General features: G+C 67.4%; 23 protein-coding genes and 1 pseudogene. 14 read left to right on the forward strand and 10 right to left on the reverse strand.

The features are described 5' to 3' along the window. Positions 1–6 precede the first annotated feature (6 nt). The gene (locus K3U96_RS16550; protein ID WP_220690417.1) at positions 7–549 is read left to right on the forward strand and encodes a TetR/AcrR family transcriptional regulator; all 543 of its coding nucleotides are present in this window, start codon (positions 7–9) and stop codon (positions 547–549) included. Here the strand turns inward: K3U96_RS16550 and K3U96_RS16555 are convergent. Further along, positions 530–1,696, reverse strand: a complete 1,167-nt coding sequence (locus K3U96_RS16555) for a CaiB/BaiF CoA transferase family protein (protein ID WP_220690418.1) — start codon at positions 1,694–1,696, stop codon at positions 530–532. The two genes, K3U96_RS16550 and K3U96_RS16555, sit on opposite strands and share 20 nt — an antisense overlap. A gap of 54 nt (positions 1,697–1,750) precedes the next feature. Between K3U96_RS16555 and K3U96_RS16560 the strand changes: the two genes are divergently transcribed. From K3U96_RS16560 to K3U96_RS16575, 4 genes are all read left to right on the forward strand, one after another. Continuing rightward, entirely contained in the window at positions 1,751–2,854 is a 1,104-nt protein-coding gene (locus K3U96_RS16560; protein WP_220690419.1) for a phosphotransferase, read from the forward strand. Between the two features lie 47 nt (positions 2,855–2,901). Further along, complete coding sequence (locus K3U96_RS16565) at positions 2,902–3,450, forward strand: TetR/AcrR family transcriptional regulator (RefSeq protein WP_220690420.1); 549 nt, start codon at positions 2,902–2,904, stop codon at positions 3,448–3,450. A 66-nt stretch (positions 3,451–3,516) separates the two neighbouring features. Continuing rightward, entirely contained in the window at positions 3,517–5,001 is a 1,485-nt protein-coding gene (locus tag K3U96_RS16570) for an aldehyde dehydrogenase family protein (RefSeq protein ID WP_069406512.1), read from the forward strand. Between the two features lie 77 nt (positions 5,002–5,078). Next, positions 5,079–5,516 (forward strand): nuclear transport factor 2 family protein, encoded by a 438-nt coding sequence (locus K3U96_RS16575; RefSeq protein WP_084223454.1) that lies wholly within the window; start codon positions 5,079–5,081, stop codon positions 5,514–5,516. 21 nt (positions 5,517–5,537) lie between these two features. Here the strand turns inward: K3U96_RS16575 and K3U96_RS16580 are convergent, their stop codons facing one another. Together K3U96_RS16580 and K3U96_RS16585 are read right to left on the reverse strand one after the other, a co-directional pair. Next, a complete protein-coding gene (locus K3U96_RS16580) occupies positions 5,538–6,140 on the reverse strand; it encodes a TetR/AcrR family transcriptional regulator (protein ID WP_220693556.1) in 603 nt (200 codons plus the stop codon). A 38-nt stretch (positions 6,141–6,178) separates the two neighbouring features. Beyond that, entirely contained in the window at positions 6,179–6,667 is a 489-nt protein-coding gene (locus tag K3U96_RS16585) for a hypothetical protein (protein WP_220690421.1), read from the reverse strand. Positions 6,668–6,760: 93 nt separating this feature from the next. Here K3U96_RS16585 and K3U96_RS16590 point away from each other — a divergent pair, with 93 nt between their 5' ends. From K3U96_RS16590 to K3U96_RS16605, 4 genes and pseudogenes are all read left to right on the forward strand, one after another. Further along, positions 6,761–8,134 carry an aromatic ring-hydroxylating oxygenase subunit alpha gene (locus tag K3U96_RS16590; protein WP_220690422.1) on the forward strand — a complete coding sequence of 458 codons (1,374 nt, stop codon included), beginning with the start codon at positions 6,761–6,763 and terminating at the stop codon, positions 8,132–8,134. Next, complete coding sequence (locus K3U96_RS16595; protein ID WP_220690423.1) at positions 8,131–8,595, forward strand: hypothetical protein; 465 nt, start codon at positions 8,131–8,133, stop codon at positions 8,593–8,595. The genes K3U96_RS16590 and K3U96_RS16595 overlap by 4 nt, the downstream gene beginning before the upstream one ends. A gap of 198 nt (positions 8,596–8,793) precedes the next feature. After that, positions 8,794–9,012, forward strand: a pseudogene (locus K3U96_RS16600) (cytochrome P450); the annotation flags it as partial. Continuing rightward, the gene (locus tag K3U96_RS16605) at positions 9,002–9,757 is read left to right on the forward strand and encodes an SDR family NAD(P)-dependent oxidoreductase (RefSeq protein WP_220690424.1); all 756 of its coding nucleotides are present in this window, start codon (positions 9,002–9,004) and stop codon (positions 9,755–9,757) included. The pseudogene K3U96_RS16600 and the gene K3U96_RS16605, both read left to right, overlap by 11 nt. Positions 9,758–9,805: 48 nt before the next feature. On the opposite strand, the gene rlmN is transcribed toward K3U96_RS16605, so the two are convergent. Together rlmN and K3U96_RS16615 are read right to left on the reverse strand one after the other, a co-directional pair. Next, positions 9,806–10,903, reverse strand: a complete 1,098-nt coding sequence (gene rlmN / locus K3U96_RS16610; RefSeq protein ID WP_220690425.1) for a dual-specificity RNA methyltransferase RlmN — start codon at positions 10,901–10,903, stop codon at positions 9,806–9,808. 71 nt (positions 10,904–10,974) lie between these two features. Continuing rightward, positions 10,975–11,466 (reverse strand): MarR family winged helix-turn-helix transcriptional regulator, encoded by a 492-nt coding sequence (locus tag K3U96_RS16615; protein ID WP_069406511.1) that lies wholly within the window; start codon positions 11,464–11,466, stop codon positions 10,975–10,977. A gap of 72 nt (positions 11,467–11,538) precedes the next feature. On the opposite strand from K3U96_RS16615, the gene K3U96_RS16620 reads away from it, so the two are divergent. The 3 genes from K3U96_RS16620 to K3U96_RS16630 all read left to right on the forward strand — a co-directional run bounded on the left by K3U96_RS16620 (position 11,539) and on the right by K3U96_RS16630 (position 14,875). Beyond that, the gene (locus K3U96_RS16620) at positions 11,539–12,597 is read left to right on the forward strand and encodes a glucose 1-dehydrogenase (RefSeq protein ID WP_220690426.1); all 1,059 of its coding nucleotides are present in this window, start codon (positions 11,539–11,541) and stop codon (positions 12,595–12,597) included. Between the two features lies 1 nt (position 12,598). After that, a complete protein-coding gene (locus tag K3U96_RS16625) occupies positions 12,599–14,431 on the forward strand; it encodes a glycoside hydrolase family 15 protein (RefSeq protein ID WP_220690427.1) in 1,833 nt (610 codons plus the stop codon). 90 nt (positions 14,432–14,521) lie between these two features. Next, positions 14,522–14,875, forward strand: coding sequence for an ANTAR domain-containing response regulator (locus K3U96_RS16630; protein WP_069406508.1), 354 nt, complete (start codon positions 14,522–14,524; stop codon positions 14,873–14,875). Positions 14,876–14,897: 22 nt separating this feature from the next. Here K3U96_RS16630 and K3U96_RS16635 read toward each other — a convergent pair whose 3' ends face one another. The 4 genes from K3U96_RS16635 to K3U96_RS16650 all read right to left on the reverse strand — a co-directional run bounded on the left by K3U96_RS16635 (position 14,898) and on the right by K3U96_RS16650 (position 17,942). Beyond that, positions 14,898–15,782, reverse strand: coding sequence for a phosphatidate cytidylyltransferase (locus K3U96_RS16635; protein ID WP_220690428.1), 885 nt, complete (start codon positions 15,780–15,782; stop codon positions 14,898–14,900). Then, a complete protein-coding gene (gene frr / locus K3U96_RS16640) occupies positions 15,782–16,339 on the reverse strand; it encodes a ribosome recycling factor (protein ID WP_069406506.1) in 558 nt (185 codons plus the stop codon). The genes K3U96_RS16635 and frr overlap by 1 nt, the downstream gene beginning before the upstream one ends. A gap of 41 nt (positions 16,340–16,380) precedes the next feature. Beyond that, a complete protein-coding gene (gene pyrH / locus K3U96_RS16645) occupies positions 16,381–17,184 on the reverse strand; it encodes a UMP kinase (protein ID WP_084223452.1) in 804 nt (267 codons plus the stop codon). Between the two features lie 80 nt (positions 17,185–17,264). Then, positions 17,265–17,942 (reverse strand): class I SAM-dependent methyltransferase, encoded by a 678-nt coding sequence (locus K3U96_RS16650; protein WP_220690429.1) that lies wholly within the window; start codon positions 17,940–17,942, stop codon positions 17,265–17,267. A 45-nt stretch (positions 17,943–17,987) separates the two neighbouring features. Between K3U96_RS16650 and K3U96_RS16655 the strand changes: the two genes are divergently transcribed. Then, positions 17,988–18,440, forward strand: a complete 453-nt coding sequence (locus K3U96_RS16655) for a MarR family winged helix-turn-helix transcriptional regulator (RefSeq protein WP_230982174.1) — start codon at positions 17,988–17,990, stop codon at positions 18,438–18,440. Between the two features lie 39 nt (positions 18,441–18,479). After that, complete coding sequence (locus K3U96_RS16660; RefSeq protein ID WP_220690430.1) at positions 18,480–19,607, forward strand: glycerate kinase; 1,128 nt, start codon at positions 18,480–18,482, stop codon at positions 19,605–19,607. On the opposite strand, the gene K3U96_RS16665 is transcribed toward K3U96_RS16660, so the two are convergent. Then, complete coding sequence (locus K3U96_RS16665) at positions 19,608–21,014, reverse strand: amidase (RefSeq protein WP_220690431.1); 1,407 nt, start codon at positions 21,012–21,014, stop codon at positions 19,608–19,610. Between the last annotated feature and the right edge of the window lie 45 nt (positions 21,015–21,059).

Here is a 21,059-nt window from a genome sequence, read left to right on the forward strand (position 1 = left end):
AAAGCTATGACGATGCCGCACTCCTCGGCTGAACCCGATATCCCGACCCGTGAGCGGCTGTTGGCGGCCACGGCGGAGGTGCTGGGTCGCCACGGCATGACCAAGCTCAGCCTGTCGGACGTGGCGCTGGAGGCCGGGGTGTCACGGCCCACGCTGTACCGGTGGTTCGCCTCCAAACGGGAGCTGCTCGACGCGTTCGTGGTCTGGGAGCGGCAGTTTTACGAGCGCGCGGTGGCCGACGCGACGGCCGACCTGCCCGAGCACGAGCGGCTGGACGCGGCGTTGCGGGTGATCGTGGACTACCAGCATTCCTATCCGGGGCTGCGGATGATCGATGTCGAGCCCGAGCGGGTCATCAAGCGGCTGTCCCGGGTGATTCCATTGATGCGCCACCGGCTCGAACGGCTGGCCACCGGACCCGATCCCGCGCTGGCCGTCGCGACCGCCGTGCGCGTCGCGGTCTCGCACTACCTGGTCCGCAGCGACGACGACGACGATTTCCTCGGCCAGCTGCGGCACGCGGCACGCATCAAGTACCGCTCGCCCTGAGTTCGGCGAGCACCTCTGCGGTGTGCTCGCCGAGCTGCGGCGCCGCCGAACGCGGCGCCCATGGCGTGCCGGAGAAGTCGGCGGGCGAGGCGACCATCGGCACGGCCGCGTCGCCGTCGGGCACGTACACGATGCCGCCCGCGGCGTGAAACTGATCGTCGGACACCACGTCTTCGACGGAATTGATTGGCGCCCAGAACAATTCCGGTTCCGCGGCAAAAACCTCGGCCCATTCGTCGAGGGCTCTGGTGGCGAAGATCTCGTCGAGTTCGGCGATGAGCTCGACCGCGTGCACGGCGCGCGACCGCGCCGTCTCGTAGCGCGGATCGGTCAACCACTCGGGCCGGCCGGCCGCCCGGCACAGCGGCGGCCAGTGCCGGCCCGCCTCCAGGCCCACGAGCCAGAATCGCCGCCCGTCGGCGGCGACGTAATTGTTCATACAGGGGTTGCCCATCGTCTCGCGATCCCCGATGGCGATCGTATGGCCGGTCAACAAGAACGTGTTGAGGTCGAAGCTGACCGTGTAGGCGCCCTGCCGGTACAGCGACGTGCTCACCAATTGGCCCTCGCCGGTGCGGGTTCGCGCCACCAACGCCGCGCACACCGCCGCGGCCAGCGTCATCCCGGCCGCGTGATCGCCCATTCCGCCGCGTTGAAACGGCGGCGCCTGGCCGGGCCGGGTGAGCAGGTGCGCCAGCCCGGCCCTGGCCCAGAACGCCGCGACGTCGTAGGCCGCCCGGTCGGCGTCGGGGCCGCTCTGGCCGTAGCCGGTGATCAGGCCGTACACCAGTCGGGGGTTGCCTGCCGCCACCGTCGCGAAGTCCAGCCCCATCCGCCGCAGCGCACCGACCCGCACGTTGGTGAGGAAAACATCTGCCGCCCCGAGTAATTCGAGCGCGGTGGCGCGCCCCTGCTCGGTGGTGATATCGAGCACGATGCTGCGCTTGCCGCGGTTGTCCATCTCGAACGGCGGGCTGCCGTCCCCCTCGATGCCCATGATCCGACCGAACGTGCGCGCCGGATCACCGGTCGGCGGTTCGATTTTGATGACGTCGGCGCCCCAGTCCGCCAGGATCCCGCCCGCGGCCGGCCCCGCGACCCACACCCCGAGTTCGACGATCCGTATGCCTTCCAACGGTCCGGCCATGCACATCCCTTCCGAGGTGATTTACAAACTCCGCGAAATTTGTAAACTGGCGAGGTGAATCGGGTTTCGTCGGTCGTCGGCCTTGTGTCGCATCTTGGGCGCGGTGTACAACGTATCGCCACCGACGCCGCCGTCGGCAGGCTCCGTTCGATTCCGCGCACGGTCGACGAACTCGACGCCGCGGCGCTGAGCCGGATCCTGGGCCGCACCGTCACCTCGGTGTCGGTGCTGGGCGGTGACGCGGGCACCTCGTCGCGGGCGCGCGTGGCGTTGACCGGTGACGGCGTGCCGGCCTCGGTCTTCGTCAAGATGTCCGCGGAAACCGTCGCGACCCGGCTGATGGGTGAGCTGGGCAGGCTCGCCGACACCGAAACCCGGTTTTACCGTGAGCTTTCCGCGCGACTGACCGGCGTACCCCGTTCCTACGGATCGGCGTTCGACTCGTTGACCGGACGCTTCGTGCTGGTGCTCGAAGACCTGCCCGTCGACGAGTGCCAGTTTCCCGACACCCTTCATCCGCTGCACCGCGATCAGGCCGCCCTGATCGTCGAACTGCTCGCCCGGCTGCACGCGACGTTCTGGGAGCGGGTGCCCGCATGGGCGTATACGGCGTCGGGCGACAGCGCCTCGCTGCTCACCGGAGCCCTGTTGAAGACGTCGGCGCGCCGGATCGCCGCGCGCACCGACATCCCCGTCGAGCGCGGCCGGTTCATCGACGACAACTACCGGGCGGTGGCCCGGCTGATCGACCGGCCGCCGCACACGGTCATGCACGGCGACGCCCACCCCGGCAACGTGTACTTCCGCAACGGTGAGGCCGGGCTGCTGGACTGGCAGGCGGTCCGTCGTGGGCACCCGGGCCGCGAACTCGCCTACACCCTGGTCACCAGCATGACCCCCGTCGACCGCCGCGCCACCCAGGACGACCTGCTCGACGTCTACCGGAACGCGCTTGCCGCGCACGGCGGCCCTGAGCTCGACCGCGACGAGCTGTGGAACCGCTACCGGCAGGGCGCGCTGTACGCCTACGTCGCCGCGCTGATCACCGCGGGGATGGGCGGCATGCAGGCCGAGGACATCGCCTTGGCGGGGTTACGGCGAGCGGTGGCCGCGCTGGAGGACCTGGACACGGTCGCCCTCCTGACCAGATCGCTGTGACACAGGGCCTAGGATCGACGGAACCCAGACGATTGCGAGACTTCCACGTGAACGGTTCTCCATCCGCTGCATCCGGAGTTATCGAGGACACCTCGACCCGCCACCGCATTCTGGTCGCCACTGCTGAGGTGCTCGCTCGCAGCGGCCAGACCAAGCTCAGCCTCTCGGAGGTCGCGTTGCAGGCCGGCGTATCGCGGCCGACGTTGTACCGCTGGTTTGCCTCCAAGTCCGACCTGCTCGACGCGTTCGGCGCCTACGAGCGCGACCTGTTCGACGACGGTGTCAGCGCGGCCACCGCCGGCCTGCGGGGCACCGAAAAACTCGACGCCGCGTTGCGGTTCATCGTCGACTACCAGCAGTCCTATTCGGGGGTGCGGATGGTCGACATCGAACCCGAGGTCGTCATCCCGCAACTGACGGCCGTCATTCCGGTGATGCGGGCGCGGCTGGAGCGGCTGATGAGCGGTTCGAATCGAGCGGTCAAGGCCGCCACCGTGATTCGCGTCGCCATCTCGCACTTCATCGTGCGCAGCGACGACAACGACGAGTTCCTCGCGCAACTTCGCCACGCCGCCGGTATCAAACAGCAGCCCTGACCCGCCGGCGCGGTCCGGCTCCGCCTAACAGGTGACACTTGTGGGAAAAAATGTAAAGCTGTCTGCATGACCGACGTGCAGACGGAGACCGGCGTGCTGGCCGGCGAAGAGCGGATGTTGATCGATGGCGAACTGCAGTTCACCAGTAGCGGGGCGAAGTTCGACGTCATCCATCCGGCCAGCGAGGAGGTGGTCGGTCAGGCCACCGACGGCACCGTGGCCGATATGGAGCGCGCCGTCGGGGCGGCACGCCGGGCGTTCGACGACGGCACCTGGTCGCGTGACCTGGATTTCCGCTACCACTGCCTGAGCCAGTTGCACGCCGCGCTGGAGAAGGACAAGGAGCGGCTGCGGCGCATCCTGATCACCGAGGTCGGGTGCCCCGTCACGGTGTCCGGCAGCCAGATCGAGAGCCCGATCGAGGAAGTCAAGCACTGGGCCGAACACGGCAAGGCGTTCGACTACCTGGTCGACACGGGCGTGCATCCCACGCAGTTGGGCCCGGCGCGGCGCAAGATCCACTACGAGCCGGTCGGCGTGGTGGGCGCGATCACGCCGTGGAACGTGCCGTTCTACCTCAACATCGCCGAGACGGTGCCCGCGTTGATGGCGGGCAACACCGTGGTGCTCAAGCCCGCGCAGCTCACCCCGTGGTCGGGTAGCGAACTCGGCCGCATCATCGCCGAGGAGACCGATATCCCCGCCGGGGTGTTCAATGTCGTGGTCTCCAACGCCAACGAGGTGGGCGCGGCGCTGTCGGCCGACCCGCGCGTGGACATGATCACGTTCACCGGTTCGACGGCGACGGGCCGGGCGATCCTGGCCGCGGGCGCCTCGACGGTGAAGAAGACGCTGCTGGAACTGGGCGGCAAGTCGGCGCACATCGTGCTCGACGACGCCGACTTCAACTCCGCACTGTCGATGGCGGCGATGATGGCGTGCGTGATGTCGGGACAGAGCTGTATTCTGCCCAGCCGGATCCTGTTGCCGCGCAGTCGATATGACGAGGGCATCGAGATCCTCAAGACCATGATGGAGGGTTTCCCGGTCGGCGACCCGTGGACGGCGGGCAACATGCAGGGTCCGCAGATCAGCGAAACCCAACGCCAGAAGGTGTTGGGCCTGATCAAATCGGGCATCGACTCCGGGGCGCGGTTGGTCACCGGCGGCGGTATCCCGGAGAACCTGCCCACCGGGTACTACACGCAGGCCACGCTGCTCGCCGACGTCGACCCGGATTCGCAGGTGGCCCAGGAAGAGATCTTCGGCCCCGTGCTGACGGTGACGCCGTATGACACCGACGACGAGGCCGTCGCGATCGCGAACAACACCATCTACGGATTGTCCGGTGAGGTCTCCGGGGGCGATGTGGACCGCGCGTTCCAGGTGGCCTGCCGCATGCGGACGGGCAACGTCACGATCAACGGCAAGAGCCACTTCGGCATCACCAGCCCGTTCGGCGGCACCAAACAGAGCGGGCTGGGCTATCGCAACGGCGAGGAAGGCTACAAGGAGTACCTGGAAGCCAAGACGATCGGCATGCCCGAGTGACCCATTTTGTGCCGAAAGGGACAACCGGGCGGGTAAGTGCTAGAGACATCTGACATTTCGTCGATCTCGACGACTGAATGAAGGGCGCGGCGGGCATGGACGTCGACCGGGTCAGCGACGAACTCGAGATTGCCGGGCTGCTTCACCGCTACGCCCGCGCGGTGGACACCAAGGACTGGGAGCTGTACCGGTCGCTGTTCACCGACGACGCGCACATCGACTACTCATCGGCGGGCGCGGTCGTCGGGAACCGCGACGAGGTCGTCGACTGGTTCGCGGTCAACTTCGGGGTCCTGCCGTGGAGCATGCACTACATCACGAACATCGAGTGCGATATCGACGGCGATACCGCGACGGTGCGGGCGATGTTCTACAACCCCATGCAGCTCCCCGGCATGGCGGAGATGAGCAGCTGCGGCGGGTACTACCATCACGAACTCGTGCGCACGCCGGACGGCTGGCGCAGCCGCCGCCTGCGCGAGGAGAACGTCTGGTTCGTCAACAAACCGGGCTGATCGTCCGCAGTCTCATCGACCTCAAGCGCTGGCCGGAACGAGGCTCGACACGATCAGCTGCAGATAGGGGCGGTAGAGGTCGGCGCCATCGAGGTGACTGCCGAGTGTGACGCCGTCGTTGACCGCGAGGATCAGCTGGGCCAACGTATCGGCGGGCATCGTGAGGGTCGCGCCCAACCGTGCGACGTCCTTGCTGATGAACTCGGCGAGCGATCGGATCGTCTCGCGCCGTTGCTTTTCGAGTCGTTCGCGCGCTTGCGCGTTGCGTAACAGGTACAGCGTGAGTTCGTAGTTGAGGGCTGCCCGGTTCGGGTCACTGCCCACCTCGCGCCACCGCTCGGCGAGTTCGTCGACGCTTAGTTCGTCGAGCCGCCCGAACGACTGGATGATGTCGCTGAAGCCGTCGAGGAAGCGCTGCCGCTGACGGTCGACGACCGCGAGGAACAACTCTTCTTTCGCGCCGAAGTGCGAATAGATCGCCCCGCGCGTGTAGCCAGCTATCTCGGCGATGTCTTCCAATGCCGCCCCGGTCAGGCCTTTGCGCGCGAACACCTCTTCGGCGGCGTCGAGCAGCAGGTTACGGGTGTGCTCGAGGCGTCGCTCCCTGGTCCACCGCTCCGGCATGCGCCGATCCTCCCACAGCGCCGCCGCCACACGAGCCGTCACGGCACCAGGGCTGCGAGCGAGGTGTGCACGAATCTTCCTGTCAGCAACGTGTTTGAGGGTGCATCCAGCTTGAACGTTTCGACTTCTGCAGTGCTCACCGGTAGACCGGCGAGCAGCAACGCCCGGGCTTTGAACGCGCGCGCGGCGACGCTGACGCGATGGCGCACAATGTCGGGCTGAAGACAGGCGACGTCTCCCGGCGGCGGGCCGTACACAGCAGGCACATCGGTCGGAGCGGCCGAGTCGCGGGCCGTCACCCCAAGCACTGACAGAGACCGGACGTGGTCACGATCCGGAACCCACACTGTCACCGTCCAACCGGCCATTGCACGGTCGCAGAGCCAGCCGCCCGCGACGCTGATCAACTCCGCGACTCTGGCCGCACTGAGCTCGAGTTGGCATTCCATCGCGATCCCTTCGTCACGGTCACACCCGGGCAGATGTGACTCAAGCCACTTTAATGCATCGTTGTATATTTCATACATTGCTGTATATGGTGATGGCCATCACACAGCTCGGTGGGTGACCACGCGCACCCCCAGCCCGGTAACGCCCCGCTATGGCCCAGGAGGTTCGATATGACTCAGATTGCCCGCCCCGGCGAGTGGCTGAATCCCGACTCAGGAATCGGCCTGGGCCTGAACGAGGTCACGCCGGGGACGTTCAATATGCGGATCCCGACCGACCGGTACACCTCCCCCGAGTACACCGCCCTTGAGCGCGAACGCATCTGGTCGCGGGTGTGGCAGGTCGCCGGGCGCGTCGACGACCTGCCCAAGGTCGGTGACTGGAAGCGCTACCAGATCTTCGACCAGTCCTACGTCATCGTCCGCGGCAAGGACGAGAAGCTACGCGGCTTCGTCAACGCATGCCGGCACCGCGGAAACATGCTGTGCATGACGAACACCGGTAACGCCAAGCGGGGCTTTCTATGTCAGTACCACCTGTGGGCCTACGACCTCGAAGGCAAACTGCGCGGTGTGCTGAGGGAGGAGGTCGCCGGCCAGGTCGACAAGAGCGACAACTCCCTGTTGCCGGTGTGCGTCGACACCTTCGGCGGGTTCATTTTCCTCAACCCGGACCCCAATGCTCAACCACTACGGGAGTACCTGGGTGACGAGGTGATCGACCTGCTCGAGCCCTACCACCTCGATCAGATGACCACCGTGATGGACGTCCGCGAGGCCCTCGACTGCAACTGGAAAGTTGTGATGGATGCCTTCGAAGAGGGCTACCACATCAACGGAATTCACCCGCAGTTGCTCGCGGTCCTCAACATCGACCCGGCCACCACCCGCTACCGGTTCTTCGAGAATCACAGCGTCGCCGTCGCACCGTTCGAGGTGCAGGGCGCGGGGGCACAGAAACAGGTCGACGGCATCATGGCACTGCCCGAGACGTTCCCCGGCACCGCCGCGGTGATCCCCCGCTTCCAGGAGCTCGTTGCGCCATATCAGGGCGCGGACGGTGAGGTGGAGTTCCCCGATGGCGTCACCGCACGCGGGCTGCTGCAGCAGGCCACCCGCGACACCCTCACCGGTATGGGCCTCGACGTCACCGGGCTCACCGACGACCAGATGAGCGACAACCAGGGTTGGGTGCTGTTCCCGAACTTTTTCATGACGGTTCGGGCCGGCGAGTGCCACATCATCGCGGCGGTGCCGCACCCCGACGGTGACCCGAACCGCTGCATCTGGCACGTCAGCAGCTACATGTTCCTGCCCGCCGAGCACCGAGATGCCTTCCGCGCGGAGCTGATCGAGGTCGATGAGCCCGGTAGCTACAAGTACTTCGAAGCGCTGCACCAGGACTACGTCCAGATGCCGCGTCAACAGAAGGGGCTGCGCAACAAGCGGCTCGATCACATGTCGTTGGTGAAGGAGGAAGTCGTCATCGGCCACTTCCACTCCGTCGTCGACCGGTACATGGCGGCGACTGAGGTGACGGCATGACGACCCTCGATGACGTCCTCGCGACCGCGACCGGCCGATCGCGGGCCGTGCTGGAGTACAGCCAGACCACCAAACGTCTCGTCGAGGCCGCCAAGGCTCCCGATTTCACTGCTGCCGACTGGGCACCGCTGGCCGAATTGATCGACGTCGACAACTTCGTCCGGGTCGGGCCGTTCAAAGAGGTGATGGAATGGGCCTCCTACACGGAGTTCCTCACCAACTGGGCGAAGTCCTCGGAGTGGGACTGTACATTTCAGCGCCTCACCGAGACACCGGACGTGGTGTTCCTCGAGCTGGAAGAACGCAGCCGCATAGGCGATTTCAACAGCGTGGTCAACAGCGTTTCGGTGTATGAGTTCAACACCGACGACAGGATTCGCCGCATCGCCGTCTACCTGCAGATGGAACTGCCCGCCGCCGGCTCGGTGCCGAGTTTCGATGGCGCCGAGGGCACGTCGTGACAGATCTCGACACCAGAGACTTCTTCACCGACAACGAATTGCTGCACGACCCGTACGCCTATTTGGCCGCGATGCGTGACGAGTGTCCGTTGCGCAGCGAGAAGCACCACGACGTGGTGATGGTCACCGGTTATGACGAGGGCGGGATCTCATTCCCCACTTCATCGAGGAGACATTGCGTTACGAGAGCCCGGTCCGTTCGGCCGTGGGCCGCACGCCTGTCCGGGAGCACCGCTGGCGCGCGCCGAAGGCCGAATCACGTTGGAGCGACTCTTCGACCGCACCGCCGAGATCAGGATCGACCGAGCCAGACACGGCCCACCCGGTGACCGGCGCCACTCGTATCTGCCGACCTCCATCCTGCGTGGCCTGACCCGCCTCCACATCGAGTACGCCGAGGAGTCGCGTGCCTTTTGAAAACACCACCGCCATCGTGACCGGCGGTGCCGCCGGGCTGGGACTGGCGATCGCCGAGGCGCTCGTCGGCCGGGGCGCCAAAGTCGCGATATTCGACATCGCCGCCGAGCAGATCGAAACACAGGTCGACCGCTTGCGCGGCGAAGGTGCGAAGGTCGCGGGCTACGTCGTGGACGTGTCCAACCGGAGCGCGGTCGAAGCCGCCGTCGCGCAGGTGCGGGCGGACCTGGGCCCAGTGCTGATTCTGATCAACAACGCCGGCATCGAGCAGTTCGGCAAGTTCGACGAGATCACCGACGAGCAGTGGGACCGCGTCATGGCGGTCAATCTGCGGGGGCCGTTCATCTGCACACAGGTGGTGCTTCCCGACATGGCCGAGGCGCAGTGGGGCCGCATCGTCAACATCTCGTCGTCGAGCGCTCAGGGCGGGCAATCGCGAATGGCCGCCTACGTCAGTTCCAAGGCCGGTGTCATCGGGTTCACCAAGAGCCTGGCGCTGGAGCTCGGGCCGAAAGGCATCACGGTCAATACGATTCCGCCCGGCATGGTGGTCACCCCGATGCTGGAGAAGGCCATTGAAGAAGGACGGTTCACCGCCAGCCTCGAGCATTTCGCGAAGATCACACCGGTGCGCCGAGCGGGTCGGCCCGAGGACATCGCCAACGCGGCGATCTTTCTGTGTCAGGACGAATCGGACTACATCACCGGTCAGGTCATCCCCGTCAACGGAGGGCGCCGGACATGACCCTCGCGCCGCTGACCGCCGACATAATGAGCGCCCAACAGCCAGCGTTCAGCCCTGCGCCGCCAACTGCCCACATGCGGCAGCGATTTCGCGGCCGCGGGTGTCGCGCACCGTGCACGACACGCCCCGCTCGCGCACGCGCCGCACGAATTCCCGCTCGGCGGGCTTGGGGCTGGCGTCCCATTGGCTGCCCGGCGTCGGGTTCAGCGGGATGACGTTGACGTGCACGAGCGGTCCAAGCGCACCGTGCAGCCGCTTACCCAAAAGGTCCGCACGCCAAGGCTGGTCGTTGACGTCGCGGATCAGCGCGTACTCGATCGACACCCGACGGCACGTCCCGTCCGCGTAATACCGTGCCGCAGCGAGGGCTTCGGCCACGTTCCAGCGGTTGTTCACCGGCACCAGCGTGTCGCGCAGTTCGTCGTCGGGGGCGTGCAGCGACAGCGCCAGCGTGACGTTGAGCCGTTCGTCGGCGAGCTTGCGAATCGCAGGCGCCAGGCCGACGGTGGACACGGTGACCGAACGCGCCGAGATGCCGAAACCGTTGGGCGCGGGTGCGACGATCCGACGCACCGCTGCGAGCACCCGGTTGTAATTGGCCAGCGGCTCGCCCATGCCCATGAACACGATGTTGGACAGCCGGCCCTTGTCGCGGTCACGCACCTCGGCCGCCGCGGCGCGGACCTGCTCGAGGATCTCGGCGGTCGACAGGTTGCGCTTCAGCCCGCCCTGGCCCGTCGCGCAGAACGGGCACGCCATGCCACATCCCGCCTGCGACGAGATGCACACGGTGTTGCGGTCGGGGTAACGCATCAGCACCGACTCGAACGTGGTGCCGTCGACCGCGCGCCACAGCATCTTGCGTGTCTCACCTGCATCGGTCTCGATCTCGCGCACCGCGTCGAGCAGCTTGGGAAACAGCGCATCGGCGACCTGGTCGCGCACCCCGGCAGGTAGGTCGGTCATCTGGTGGGGGTCGGCGATCAGCCTGCCGTAGTACTGGTTGGCGAGCTGCTTGGCGCGAAACGCCGGCAGCCCGAGTTCACCGACGGCCGCCGCACGACCCGCTTCGTCGAGGTCGGCGAGATGCCGCGGCGGCATCGCGCGGCGCGGCGGATCGAAGACCAACGGCAAGGAGGTGGGCATGGGCTCAGGCCAGTATCCCACCTTCGCGGCGCGACGCCCGGTCGTGGCGTCCCGCCCCACCGGCGGCCGGCTCAGATCAACGCGTGGCGATGCTCCTCGCGAGGTTCCCCGGCGAGGGTCGCGAAGGCGTCCACGCCCGCCGTCAACGCATCGCGCTGCGCGGGTGTCATCTGCCGCAACACCCGGCGGATCGCGATGCGGCGATGATGGATGACACGATCGATCAGCGCCTTACCGGCCGAGGTCAGCGTCAACGCGATGTGGCGCCGGTCGGCCGGGTCGTCGCGCCGGTCGACCATGCCGATCTTGAGCAGCCGGTCACATATCCGGCTCGCGTTCGAAGCGCTGACCTGCAGACCTGCTGCGACACCGGCGAGGTTCAGGGCGCCGCGGGTGGAAATCATCATCATCACCCGCAGTTGGGGCACGGTCACCACGTCGTCGACGGTGGAAATCGAGGCCGCGGTGATGCCGACCAGGGCCCGCGACGCCCTCATCACCGATTCCACCTCGTCGCTCGTCACACCACCGCCGCGACCGGTCACCTTCGCCTCACTCTCCACGGGGGGAAGTTATTTATCAAAGCGCAATCATTATCGGTTTGCAAACGCTGCGCAGCGGCAAGTCCTAACCGCATGCAGGCGTTGACGGTGCAACCGGGCAAATCGGACACCCTGGCTGTCGATGAGCGCGACGACCCGAAACCCGGACCGGGTGAACTCCTGGTGGACGGCCTGGCCATCGGTGTGTGCGGCACCGACAAGGAGATCGTCGCCGGACAGTACGGGTGGGCGCCGCCCGGTCGACAGTCCCTGGTGATCGGACATGAGTCGTTGGGCCGGGTGGCCGCCGCGCCGCCCGACGCATCGTTCTCCCCAGGCGACCTCGTGGTCGGCGTGGTGCGCAGACCCGACCCAGTGCCGTGTCGGGCCTGCGCCCACGGCGAGTTCGACATGTGCCGCAACGGTCGCTACACCGAACGCGGTATCAAGGAAATCGACGGCTACGGCAGCCAAAGATGGTGTGTCGAAACGGATTACGCGGTGTCCGTCGATAACGGTCTTCGTGATGTCGGGATGCTCATCGAACCGACCACGGTGGTGGCCAAGGCCTGGGAACAGGTCCGGCGCGTCGGCCAACGGGCATACTTCGACCCCGAGCGGGCGCTGATCACCGGCGCCGGCCCGATCGGCCTGCTGGCCGCCCTGCTGGCCGTACAGCAAGGCCTCGACACCCACATCCTCGACCGCGTCACCGACGGGCCCAAACCTGGGATCGCCGCGGCGCTGGGTGCCACCTACCACCATGACGACATCGACGACGTCGCCGCCAAGCTGCACCCCGACGTGGTGATCGAGGCGACCGGAGCCGGGCCGGTGATCTTCGGCGCCATCGCCAACACGTCGGCATACGGCATCGTCTGCCTGACCGGGGTCTCCCCGACCGGGCGCCGTCTGAAGATCGACGCCGGCGCCATCAACCGCGAGCTGGTACTGGAAAACGACGTGGTGGTGGGATCGGTCAACGCCAACCTGCGCCACTATCGCCAGGCCGCCGAGGCGCTGGCCAAGGCTGACAAGGACTGGCTGGCCAGCCTGATCACCCGGCGAGTACCGCTGCACCGGGCCGCCGATGCGTTCACCGCCCAACCCGATGACGTGAAGGTGGTCATCACCCTCGACGACGCGAGCTGACATGCCCGCGATCGAGGACTACGCGCTGATCGGTGATCTTCAGACCGCCGCGCTCGTGGGCCGCGACGGCGCGATCGACTGGCTGTGCCTGCCGCATTTCGATTCACCGGCCTGCTTTGCGGCGCTGCTCGGCGGGGCTGACGCGGGAACATGGCAGATGGCGCCGGCCGGCGGGGGTCCGGCCACCCGGCGGAAGTACCGTGACGACTCGCTGGTGCTCGAAACCGAATGGCAGACCGAGCACGGAAGCGTTCGGCTCATCGACCTCATGCCGCCGCGCGGCGTTGCCGCCGACGTGGTCCGCATCGTCGAGGGGCTCGGCGGCGAGGTGGCGATGGCCATGACGCTGCGGCTGCGGTTCGACTACGGCCACGTGGTGCCCTGGGTACGCCGCCTCGACGGCGGCCTTTCGGCCATTGCCGGGCCGGATGCGGTGTGGCTGCGCACACCGGTCGACACGCATGGCCGCGACCTGACCACCTTCGCCGAGTTCACCGTCGCCGAAGGGCAGCGCATTCCGTTCGTGCTCACCCACCAGCTGTCCCACCTGCCGGCGCCGGAACCGGTCGACGCCGAACGGGCGCTGGCCGAAACCGAACGCTGGTGGAGCAAGTGGATGGCCCAGTGCCAATACACCGGATCGTGGCAACCGGAGGTGCGCCGGGCCTTGATGCTGCTCAAGGCGCTCACCTTCGCGCCGACCGGCGGCATCCTGGCCGCCGCGACCACGTCGCTGCCCGAGCAACTCGGGGGCCCCCGCAACTGGGACTACCGGTACTGCTGGCTTCGCGACGCCACCTTCACCCTGCAGGCGCTGCTCGGCACCGGTTTCGCCGAGGAGGCGCGGGCATGGCGGGAATGGCTGGTGCGCGCGGTGGCGGGCGACCCGGCCGACCTGCAGATCATGTACGGCGCCGACGGCCGGCGGCGGCTGCCCGAACTCGAACTGCCCTGGCTGTCCGGTTACCAGAATTCGGCCCCGGTACGGGTGGGCAACGCCGCGGCAGACCAACTGCAACTCGACGTATGGGGCGAGGTGCTCGACGGGCTGCACCTGGCCAGAGATTGCGGGTTGCCGACCGACAACACCGCCTGGGACGTTCAGCGCGCACTTCTGGACTTTCTCGAGGGCAACTGGACAAAGCGCGACAGCAGCCTGTGGGAAATCCGCGGGCCCGCACGCCATTTCGTGCACTCCAAGGTCATGGCATGGGCCGGGGTCGACCGGGCGGTGCGCACTGTCGAAAACCACGACCTGCCCGGACCGCTCGGCAGATGGCGCGCCTTGCGCGACGAGATCCACGCTGACATCTGCCACCGCGGATACAACGCGCAGCGTGGTTCGTTCACCCAGTCCTACGGTTCTGATCACCTTGACGCCGCGCTGCTACTGCTGCCACGGGTGGGCTTTCTGCCCTACGACGATCCGCGCATCGTCGGCACCGTGCAGGCCGTGCAAAAGGAGCTCAGCTGCGACGGGCTGCTGTTGCGGTACCTGCCGGAAAAAAGCGACGACGGCCTTCCCGGCGGGGAGGGGGCATTTCTGGCCTGCAGCTTCTGGCTCGTCGACGCGCTGTGCGGCATCGGCCGCCCCGCCGAGGCCACCGCGCTCTTCGAGCGTCTGCTGGATCTGCGCAACGACGTCGGACTGCTCAGCGAGGAGTACGACCCGAAAGCCGGCCGGCAACTGGGCAATACGCCGCAGGCCTTCAGCCTCGTCGGCTTGATCAACAGCGCGCGACAGCTCAGCGGCCACCACACCATGACGTCGGCACACCACCGTCGACAACAGCTCCCTCACCGGCGTGAGCGTGCCCGGCCAAATCACAATTAGTTCTCAGCTTGCAATCGTTGCTGAACAGCAATCAAAGGCGTAGGACGGAAATGACGCCCCGTCCACGGATTGATCCGCAGAGGAGCAGCAATGACACTCACTTTGGCCGGCGCCGACCAGGCCAGCCGCAAAACACCCGCCACGTCGACCACCGACACCGAGCGCCTGCAACGCGAGGTCGCTCAGCTGCGGGACAAGCTGGCCGGCCAACCCGTGATCGAACAGGCCAAAGGGATGCTCATGCAGACCTTCGGCCTCAGCTCCGAGCAGGCGTTCGATGTCCTTCGCGTGCTGTCGCAAGACAGCAACGTCCGGTTGCGCCGGGTCGCATGCTGCGTCGTCGACTACTGGACGCGCTGCGGGCCCCGACCCGACTTCGATGCCGCCGCCGAATTCCTGCAGACCTTGCGCACGGGGTTACGCGCAACCGTCGGCGATCACTGAACCCGGCCGACAAGGCGCGCGGCTACGCCAGCAACGTCAGAACGACCCAACCGGCCACAGCCGACGGAAGCATCGCGTCGATGCGGTCCATGATGCCGCCGTGACCGGGCAGCAGGGTGCCCATGTCCTTGATCTTGAGGTCGCGTTTGACCTGCGACTCGACCAGATCCCCGAGGACGCCGGTGACGACGAGCATCAGTCCCAGGGGCACCCCGACCCATGCGGGCTTGTCCATCAGGAACGTCACCGAAAGCACCGCGGCCCCGACGCCGAACAGCAGCGATCCGCCCAGCCCCTCCCAGGACTTCTTCGGGCTGATCGCCGGCGCCATCAGATGCTTGCCGAACAGCACCCCGGCCACATATCCGCCGATGTCGGCGAACACCACCGTGGCGATCACCGTGAACACCCGGGCCCCGCCGCGGTCCTGGAAGATCAGCAGCGCGGTGAAGCTGGCGAACAACGGCACCCACGTCGCCAGCAGCACCGTGGCGGCGATGTCGCGCAGGTAGTTGACCGGCTGCTGGCGCAGCCCGTGCCCGACGAGCCGCCACACCATGCAGACGACGATCGTGCCGCCGTACGCGCCGAGCACCCCGGCCGGGCCGTAGGGCCAGCTCAACCAGATCATCGCCTGGCCGCCGAGCAGCAGCGGGACGGCCGGCAGGTCGTAGCCGGCCTCACGCAGCCGGCGAATCACCTCGTGGGTGGCGATCGGGATGAAGAAGGCCAGCACCGGCAGCCAGCCGATCGGCCAGAACAACAGCGTGCCGATCGCCACACCGCCCAGCAGCACGCCGACGCCGATGGCCGCGGGCAGATCGCGACCCGCCCGCGACTTCTTCTTGGGCGGCTCGCTTGGGCCGGCTTCGGTGTCTGCCACGGGAGTCGCTTGCTGTCGGGCCACTAGACCTCCAGCAACTCGCCTTCTTTGTGCTTGACGAGGTCGTCGATCTGCGCCGTGTACTGGTGGGTGGTCTTGTCGAGGTCCTTCTCCGCGCGGGAGACCTCGTCCTCGCCGGCCTCGCCGTCCTTTTTGATGCGGTGCAGTTCCTCCATCGCCTTACGGCGGATGGCACGCACCGACACGCGCGCGTCCTCACCCTTGGCCTTGGCCTGTTTGACCAGGTCACGGCGGCGTTCTTCGGTGAGCTGCGGGATGGCCACCCGAATGATGTTGCCGTCGTTGGTGGGGTTCACCCCGAGATCGGAGTTGCGGATCGCGTCCTCGATGTTGCGTAGTTGGTTCGTCTCGTACGGCTTGATCACCACCATCCGCGCTTCAGGCACGTTGATGCTCGACAGCTGCGTGATGGGGGTTGGCGAGCCGTAGTAGTCGACGGTGACGCGCGCGAACATGCCGGGGTTGGCGCGGCCGGTGCGGATGGACGCCAGGTCGTCGCGCGCCACCGCCACGGCCTTTTCCATCTTCTCTTCGGCGTCGAAGAGGGTTTCCTCGATCACGGTGCTTCTCCTGTTCCTGCTTCTCGGTGCACAACCGACCGTCAGGTGGTGACCAGTGTTCCGATCTTCTCACCTGCGACGGCCCGCGCGATATTGCCGTCGACCAGAAGGTTGAACACCAGGATCGGCATACCGTTGTCCATGCACAGGCTAAACGCGGTGGCGTCGGCGACTTTCAGGCCGCGGTCGATGACCTCGCGGTGGCTGATCGCGGTCAGCAGCTCGGCGTCGGGGTGCACGCGGGGATCGGCGGTGAAGACCCCGTCGACCGCCTTGGCCATCAACACCACCTCGGCGCCGATCTCCAGCGCCCGCTGCGCCGCGGTGGTGTCGGTGGAGAAATACGGCAGGCCCATGCCTGCGCCGAAGATCACCACCCGGCCCTTTTCCAGGTGCCTGCGCGCTCGCAGCGGAATGTACGGTTCGGCGACCTGACCCATCGTTATCGCGGTCTGCACCCGGGTGGCGATGCCTTCCTTTTCCAGGAAGTCTTGCAGCGCAAGGCTGTTCATCACCGTGCCGAGCATGCCCATGTAATCGCTGCGGGTGCGCTCCATACCGCGCTGCTGCAACTGCGCGCCGCGGAAGAAGTTACCGCCGCCGATGACGACTGCCACCTGCACGCCGCTGCGGACCACTTCGGCGATCTGCCGGGCGACCAGGTGCACGACGTCGGGGTCCAGGCCCACTTGGCCACCGCCGAACATCTCGCCGCCGAGCTTGAGCAGCACGCGGGTGTACATCGGGCGGATGGACGCGGCGGAGGACGATGGGCCGGCGCCGTTCGGGCCGTTCGGCTCCGAAGCCGCCTGACCGGCGGCGGCGCTGTCGACGGGGTCCGCCATCCGACTCCTTCGAGGTCCTCGCTAGGTTCCCCTCATCCTGCCTCATGGCGGCCACCCCGGCGCTGTGGGGTGGGTGTGGATCAACCCAGGTGCGCCGAGAGTAACCAGGCCGGCACCGATTTGCGGCCCTTCGGCTCATCGCGCACGTCGGTCACGGGGAAAAACTCCTCGAAACCCTCGGGGAGCGTCCCGTGGACGCGCGCCGGCCTGATCTCGTCGATCGTCCAGTACTTCGACACGACGTCGCGCAGCTCGTCCTCGGTGACGGGGTTGGCCGGGCCGTCGGGCATTCCGGCCTTGTCGAAAACCAGCACGAAGTATGACGCGCCGGGTGCGGCGGCCCGCACGATGGACTGCTGATATCCCTCCCGCAGTTCGACCGGCATCGAGTGGAACAGCGTCGAGTCGACGATCGTGCCGAACCGGCCGTCGTAGCCGCCGAAGTCGGTGATGTCGGCGACCTCGAAGGTGGCGTTGGTCAGGCCGCGCTGAGCGGCTTGGGCCCTGGCCAGTTCGATCGCGGTGGGTGATTGGTCCAACCCCACGGTGGTGAACCCGCGTTCGGCCAGGTACAGGGAGATGGCGCCCTCCCCGCAGCCGGCGTCGAGCACATCGCCGGTGAACTTGCCTTGGTCGATCAATACGGCCAGTTCGGGTTGGGGTTCGCCGATGCTCCACGGCGGCCGGGCGCCGATTCCCATGGCATCGGCCTCGCCCTTGTACGCGCTTTCAAACATCTCGCCCGTGGGTTCTGTCATCCATTCGGTATATCAATTAGGTTGATATGTGTCAATATCCTTGACATGACATCGCTTGGCGATGCCGGCTCGGCCGGCGAGATGCTCGAAGACCAGCCGCTGGGCTATTTGCTGTCGCGGGTGGCCGACGCGCTGCGCGCGGAGGTGACCGCAACCGTCCTTGATCCGCTGGGGCTGGCCTTCCCGCAGTACATCTGCATGCGGATCCTGTCGAAGTACCCGGGCCAATCCAACGCCGACCTCGCCCGTTACGTCAACGTCTCCCCGCAGGCGATGAACATGGTGCTGCGGGCGTTGGAGGGTCGCGGCCTGGTCTCCCGGCCGGCCGCCGTCTCCTCGGGCCGCTCGTTGCCCGCCGAGCTCACCGCCGCGGGGCGCGAGGTGCTCAAGCGCACCGACCCCGGGGTGCGCGAGGCGGAGCGAAAGTTGATGGCGAACCTGACCGCCGCGCAACGACGCGAGTTCAAGCGGATCCTCGTGGTGCTCGGCACCGATTGAGTTCTGCGCAACCGCGGCGCCTCAGGCCAGAATGTGGCGATGAAGATCGTTCTGGCGCCTGACTCGTTCAAGGAGTCTCTGACCGCGTCGCAGGCGGTCGCGGCGATGCGCGCCGGCGTGCAGGCGGTGCTCCCGGAGGCCGAGTGCGTGGAAATGCCCATGGCCGACGGCGGCGAGGGCACCGTCGAGGCCGTCGTCAACGCGCTCCACGGCCAGCGCGTCGAGGCGCTTGTCCATGACGCGTTGGGCAGGCCCGTCACCGCCACCTACGGTTACGTACCGCTGCGCCAACTGGCGGTGATCGAGGTCGCCGCCGCCGCCGGCCTGGAGCTGATACCGCCGGGGCAACGAGATGTGCTGCGCGCCAGCAGCTTCGGTGTCGGCCAGCTTATCCGGTCCGGACTCGACCGCGGTGCCGAGGACTTCCTGATCGGGCTGGGCGGGTCGGCCACCAACGACGGCGGCGCGGGCATGCTCGTCGCGCTGGGCGCGGTGATGGCCGACGCCGCGGGCGGCCCGCTCGAACCGGGCGGCGCCGCACTGCAGCGGCTCGACCGCATCGACATCGCCGGCCTGGATCGCCGACTACGCGACGTGCGGATCCGCGTGGCGTCCGATGTCACCGCTCCCCTGCTCGGCCCGACGGGCGCCAGCGCGGTGTTCGGTCCCCAGAAAGGTGCCGGCCCTGCCGATGTGACGCGGTTGGACGCGGCGCTGTCGCGACTGGCGGCCGTCACAGCGACGACGCTGGGCCGTGCGCAGCCGCAGCGGCAGGGGGCCGGTGCGGCAGGCGGTCTCGGGTTCGCGCTCGCCGAGTTCCTCGACGCCGACATCAGACCCGGTGTCGAGGAGGTCGCCCGCACCGTCGGCCTCGAACGGGCGCTGCGCGGCGCCGACTGGGTGTTCACCGGCGAAGGCAGCGTCGACGCCCAAACCGTCATGGGCAAAACACCGTTCGGCGTCGCGCAGCTGGCCGCGACGGCCGGTGCCCGGGTGGTGATCTTCGCGGGCCGCGTCGCCCCGGACGCGTCGGTGTTGCTGGACTACGGGGTGGACCGGCTGGTGGCGATCACCGCCGAGGCAACGCCGATCGAGCAGGCGCTGCGCGACGGGGCCACCTGCCTGACCCGCGCGACCGCAGAGGTCTGCCGCGAGATCGCCGGTTAGTCAGTCCTGGATGCGTCGCCAGGGCTTTGCCTCTTCGAGTTCATAGGCCAGCCCAAGCAGCCGCGCCTCCTGCCCCAGCGGCGCGGCGAACATCATGCCGACCGGCAGCCCAGACGCCGATTCGGCGAGCGGCAACGAGATGGCCGGTTCCCCGGTGGCGTTCTGCAACGGGGTGTAGGCCACCCACTCCACCAGGCGATCGATCACCTGCTGGTAGTCCGCGGTGGGATCGAGATGGCCGATCCGCGGCGTCACATCGGCCAATGTCGGGGTCAACAGCACGTCATAGGTGCCGGTCAGCCGGGACGTGATGCGCCGGATGCGCGACAACCGCGCGATCGCCAGCGGCAACCGGTGCAGGTTGCGCGCCGCGTGCTGCTCGAGGCCGAGGGTCAGGTTGTCCAACTTGGCCCGGTCGAAGCTCGGACCGAACCCGTGACGGCCGCTGCGCACCAGCGCGAACGCCAAAAACGACCAATACAACAGGAAGTCGTCCATGAACCGCGACGGGACGGGGTTGTCGATCGTGGTGACTTGGTGCCCCAGTTCCTCGAGCAGCGCCGCGGTCTTCAAGGTGAGCTCGCGAACTTCCGGGCTGGCGTCCCGCGCGATCGACTCGGTGCACACCGCGATCCGGAGCCGCTGCTTGGCGGGGTGGGTGACATCGCCGATACCGGGCAGCTTCGGGTTGGCGTATGCCCGTTCCATCTCCCGGTAGAACGCCGCGGTGTCGCGGACCGATCGGCTGACCACGCCGTTGGCCACGATGCGCAGCGGCATCCGGCGCACGTCCTTGTCCAGCGGCAACCGGCCACGAGAGGGCTTCAGGCCGACCAATCCGTTGCACGAGGCCGGAATTCGGATGGACCCGCCGCCGTCGTTGGCGTGGGCGATCGGCACCGCCCCGGCGGCGACGAACGCCGCCGATCCCGACGACGACGCGCCGGCGGTGTGTTCGGTGTTCCACGGATTGCGCACCGGCCCCAGCCGGGGATGCTCGGCCGACGCGCTGAACCCGAACTCCGAGAGCTGTGTCTTGCCGAGCGGCACAAGGCCGGTGGCCAGGAACCCTTTCGCGAAATCGCCGTCGGCCGGTTCGGGTCGCGGATCCCATGCGTCGGTGCCGCTCATCGTGGGCATGTCCGCGACGGCGACGTTGTCCTTGAGGTAGGACGGCACCCCGTTGAAGTAGCCGCCGTAGGGACGCGGCGCGTTCGCACGGTTGCGGGCCCGGTCGAACGCCTCGTAGGCCAAGCCGTTCAGCGCCGGGTTGAGGGCCTCGGTGCGGGCGACGGCGGCCTCGACGAGTTCGGCCGCCGACACCGTGCCCGCCTGCAGTGCGTCGACCAGAGCGACGGCGTCGAGGTCACCGAGGGCGTCGTCACCGAAGGCGTGAATGCGTTCCATGCCGTGACGGTACCAAGTCGTACCGCCACGGCGTGGGCACTACCG

Origin of the sequence: Mycolicibacterium holsaticum DSM 44478 = JCM 12374 (assembly GCF_019645835.1) — a bacterium.
GTDB classification, from domain to species: domain Bacteria; phylum Actinomycetota; class Actinomycetes; order Mycobacteriales; family Mycobacteriaceae; genus Mycobacterium; species Mycobacterium holsaticum.

Excerpts from the sequence above, each read along its gene's own strand:
- K3U96_RS16580 (WP_220693556.1), bottom strand. The coding sequence starts at position 6,140 with ATGCCGGAGCGGTGGACCAGGGAGCGACGCCTCGAGCACACCCGTAAC.
- K3U96_RS16595 (WP_220690423.1), top strand. The coding sequence starts at position 8,131 with ATGACGACCCTCGATGACGTCCTCGCGACCGCGACCGGCCGATCGCGG.
- K3U96_RS16585 (WP_220690421.1), bottom strand. The coding sequence starts at position 6,667 with ATGTATGAAATATACAACGATGCATTAAAGTGGCTTGAGTCACATCTG.
- K3U96_RS16555 (WP_220690418.1), bottom strand. The coding sequence starts at position 1,696 with ATGGCCGGACCGTTGGAAGGCATACGGATCGTCGAACTCGGGGTGTGG.
- K3U96_RS16665 (WP_220690431.1), bottom strand. The coding sequence starts at position 21,014 with ATGGAACGCATTCACGCCTTCGGTGACGACGCCCTCGGTGACCTCGAC.
- K3U96_RS16575 (WP_084223454.1), top strand. The coding sequence starts at position 5,079 with ATGAAGGGCGCGGCGGGCATGGACGTCGACCGGGTCAGCGACGAACTC.
- K3U96_RS16650 (WP_220690429.1), bottom strand. The coding sequence starts at position 17,942 with ATGACAGAACCCACGGGCGAGATGTTTGAAAGCGCGTACAAGGGCGAG.
- K3U96_RS16550 (WP_220690417.1), top strand. The coding sequence starts at position 7 with ATGACGATGCCGCACTCCTCGGCTGAACCCGATATCCCGACCCGTGAG.
- K3U96_RS16630 (WP_069406508.1), top strand. The coding sequence starts at position 14,522 with ATGACACTCACTTTGGCCGGCGCCGACCAGGCCAGCCGCAAAACACCC.
- K3U96_RS16590 (WP_220690422.1), top strand. The coding sequence starts at position 6,761 with ATGACTCAGATTGCCCGCCCCGGCGAGTGGCTGAATCCCGACTCAGGA.
- pyrH (WP_084223452.1), bottom strand. The coding sequence starts at position 17,184 with ATGGCGGACCCCGTCGACAGCGCCGCCGCCGGTCAGGCGGCTTCGGAG.
- K3U96_RS16570 (WP_069406512.1), top strand. The coding sequence starts at position 3,517 with ATGACCGACGTGCAGACGGAGACCGGCGTGCTGGCCGGCGAAGAGCGG.
- K3U96_RS16655 (WP_230982174.1), top strand. The coding sequence starts at position 17,988 with ATGACATCGCTTGGCGATGCCGGCTCGGCCGGCGAGATGCTCGAAGAC.
- K3U96_RS16660 (WP_220690430.1), top strand. The coding sequence starts at position 18,480 with ATGAAGATCGTTCTGGCGCCTGACTCGTTCAAGGAGTCTCTGACCGCG.
- K3U96_RS16620 (WP_220690426.1), top strand. The coding sequence starts at position 11,539 with ATGCAGGCGTTGACGGTGCAACCGGGCAAATCGGACACCCTGGCTGTC.
- rlmN (WP_220690425.1), bottom strand. The coding sequence starts at position 10,903 with ATGCCCACCTCCTTGCCGTTGGTCTTCGATCCGCCGCGCCGCGCGATG.
- K3U96_RS16625 (WP_220690427.1), top strand. The coding sequence starts at position 12,599 with ATGCCCGCGATCGAGGACTACGCGCTGATCGGTGATCTTCAGACCGCC.